The sequence below is a fragment of the Trueperaceae bacterium genome, assembly GCA_031581195.1.
GTDB lineage: Bacteria > Deinococcota > Deinococci > Deinococcales > Trueperaceae > SLSQ01.
The window spans coordinates 1-2,800 of the sequence record JAVLCF010000181.1 but is presented as its reverse complement, the minus strand read 5'-3'; the positions used below and the strand labels follow the sequence as shown (position 1 = coordinate 2,800).

Below are 2,800 nucleotides of genomic sequence, written 5' to 3'. Positions count from 1 at the left end.
ACGTGCGGACGCCCGACGCGCTCGCGCGGGCGTTGCGCGCGCACGAGCCCGACGCGGGCGACGCGGGCGACGCGCCGGCGCTGCTGTTCGTCGACGACGTCCCCCACCTCGCCTGGTTGGCGGACGTCGTGCCCGGCGTCCTGGAGCGCCACCCGACCCTGTCGCTCCTCGCGACCGGGCGCGGCCCCGTCGACGACGTTCCCGCCGCCCGCATTCCGGTCCGCGGGCTGCCGGTGCGCGCGCCGGGCCCCGACCGGGTCGGGCGGCCCGACCCTGCGACCGACGTGCTGCTCCGCGCGACGCGCGCCGCGGGCGCGACGCCGCCCCGCGACCTGGGGCGCGACCCGCGCGTCCGGGTCGCGGTCGAGCGGAGCGGCGGGCACCCCCTCACCCTCGTACACCTCGGGGCGCTCCTGGCGCGCGAGGGCCTCGAGGCCCTCGCGCCCCTCGCCCCGCCCGGCGCGTGCGACGCGACGAGCGACGTCGCGGACGCCCCCGGCCTCGTCGAGGTGTTCCGCCCGGTCGTGCGGCTGCTGCCGGACGAGCCGCGCGCCACCCTCGCGACGCTGGGGGCGTTCCACGGTCCCGTCGATCGGCACGCCATCCGCCGCGTCACCGGCCTGTCGGAGGCACGCCTCGCGCGGGACGTACGCACGCTGCAGGGCCACCACCTGCTCGAGCACGCGCCCGGCGTCGGGGCGCACGCCACCGTGCAGGTCGCCGGTGGCGTCCGGACGTGGGTGCGGTGCGAACACGAACGCGTCCTGGCGGGCGAACGCGACGCCTTCGAGGGCCTCGACGCCGCAGCGGTCCGGGGGCTCCGCGACGCGCACGCCGCCTGGATCGACGACGTCGTCGCCCGCGCCGAAGCCGACGCGTTGGGGCACGACCAGCAACGCACGTTCGCGCGGCTCGAAGCGCTCCTCGACGACGTCGACGCCGCCCTCGCGCACCTGGAGGCGCACGACCGCGGGGCGGACGCCCTCCGGATCGCGGCGTCCGCCTGGCGCTTCCACGACATGGCGAACCGCGTCCCCTCCGCCCTCGAACGCCTCGAGCGCCTCCTCAAGGCCCACGGCGGGGCCGTCGACCGGCTCGTGCGGTCCGACGCGGAGAACGCCCGCGGGTCGCTGCACCTGAAGGCCGGCGCGCTCGACCGCGCCCGCGCCGCGTACGAGGCGGGCTTGGCGTTGCGGGAGGTGGAGGGCGACGCCCGCCGCATCGCCTCGTCCCTGAACAACCTCGCGGTCGTCGACGGCATGTCGAACGCCTTCGCGGACGCCGCCACGAAGTTCCGGCAGGTGCACGACGTCGCCCGCGAGGGCGGCGAACCGTGGGTCGCCGCCGCCGCCCTCGTCAACCGCGGGCACGCCCTCACCGAAGCGGGCCGGCCCGAGGAGGCGCTCGAGGCGTACCGGGCGGGCGCCGGCCACCTGCGGGCCCTCGGGGACCTGCACGGACGGCTCGGGGCTCTTCTGGGGGTCGTCCACACCGCCGCGGCGACCGGCGCCGACGCGATCGTCGCGTCGACGGTGTGGGAGTGGATCGACGCCGCCTCCGCCGACGGCGGCGTCCGCGACGTCGGCCGCCTCGCGCTGCCCGCCCGCGTCACCGCGGAGAAACTGCGGGCGTTCGGGTACCCCGACCTCGCCCGCCGCCTCGAACGCGAACTCGACGCCCTGAGCGGCCCCACGCCGGGCGACGCGACGCCCGAACCGACCTACCGCACGTAACGACCTCTCCCCGCGCCCACGCGGCGCGACCTCAACCCCGACGCCCCCATCACGAAGCGGGGAGCGGCCCGAAGGCCGCTCCCCGTCCAGCGTGAGGGTTGGGGAAGCTCAGTAGCCGGAATCCGCCTCCGGCGCTTCCGCGGCGTACTCCGCCTCGAAATCGATGCACGTCGCGCCACCCTCACGCACCTCCGGCACCTCCGAGGCGCACAACGTGACGCTCACCGACTCCATCGCCGGGGCGTTCGCCGTCTCGTCGCCCCCCAGCAGGCCACAGCCCGACAGGGTGAGCGCGAGCGCGACGATCAGGACGATCCAGAACGGACGGTTGGTCGTGTTCATCAGTTCCCCTCCACGACGCGCACCTGGACGGACAGGCTGGCCGTCCCGGCGTCGTCGGTCTCGATGTTCTCCCACACCCAAATGCCGCGGTCCTCGAGCTCGAGCACGTCCCCGCTGGCCGAATCCACGATCACGATCTCGACGTTCTCGGCCTGCGTCGCACCCACCGCCTGCGCGGCGACGGGCTCGAGGGACTGCGGGATCAGGTAGAGCTTCTCGGGCGGGCCGTCCTCCCCGAACGTCAACGCCTGCTCGAACGTCACGCGCGTCTCCCCGGGTTGTGAGCGATCGACGTCGGTGACGACCGGTTCGGAATCGACGCTCGGCGCGACGTCGGGCGCGGCGGGGGCGCTCGGCGTGACGGTGAACGGACCCACCGCGGGCAGGCCTTCGCCGCCCACCACCGCACGCACCTCGAACGTGACGGGCTCCCCCGTCTCGAACGCCGCGCCACCGATGCGGACCGGAGGCGCGAGGTCGGTGACGGACACCGTCGTCCAGGTATCGGACGGCGAGATCTTCACTTGCAGGCCGGTCACGCTCTCCGGCAACGCATCGAACGACACCCACGCGCCGTCCGCGTCGGGATCGACCGTCACGTTCGCCAAGCCGGGCGCGAACGTCACGCTCGCCGTCTCGGTGCAGTCGCCCGGGCAGGACGCCGTCACCGTCGCCGTGCCCTCCACGGTGCTGCTGCGCAGCACCACCTGCGCGACGCCGCTGGC

At 75.5% G+C, this 2,800-nt stretch carries 3 protein-coding genes; 1 reads left to right on the top strand and 2 read right to left on the bottom strand.

The annotated features are described in order from the left end of the window. Positions 1 to 1,733 (top strand): tetratricopeptide repeat protein (locus RI554_11185; protein MDR9392577.1); only part of this gene is annotated, 1,733 nt, incomplete at its 5' end. Between the two features lie 108 nt (positions 1,734 to 1,841). Here the strand turns inward: RI554_11185 and RI554_11180 are convergent. Both RI554_11180 and RI554_11175 read right to left on the bottom strand, forming a co-directional pair. Further along, on the bottom strand, positions 1,842 to 2,075 hold the full coding sequence (locus tag RI554_11180; GenBank protein ID MDR9392576.1) for a hypothetical protein: 234 nt from the start codon (positions 2,073 to 2,075) through the stop codon (positions 1,842 to 1,844). After that, positions 2,075 to 2,800 (bottom strand): hypothetical protein (locus tag RI554_11175; GenBank protein ID MDR9392575.1); only part of this gene is annotated, 726 nt, incomplete at its 5' end. The genes RI554_11180 and RI554_11175, both read right to left, overlap by 1 nt.

What these genes read in the sequence shown, in the direction of transcription:
- RI554_11180 (MDR9392576.1), bottom strand. Translation starts at nt 2,075, where the DNA reads ATGAACACGACCAACCGTCCGTTCTGGATCGTCCTGATCGTCGCGCTC.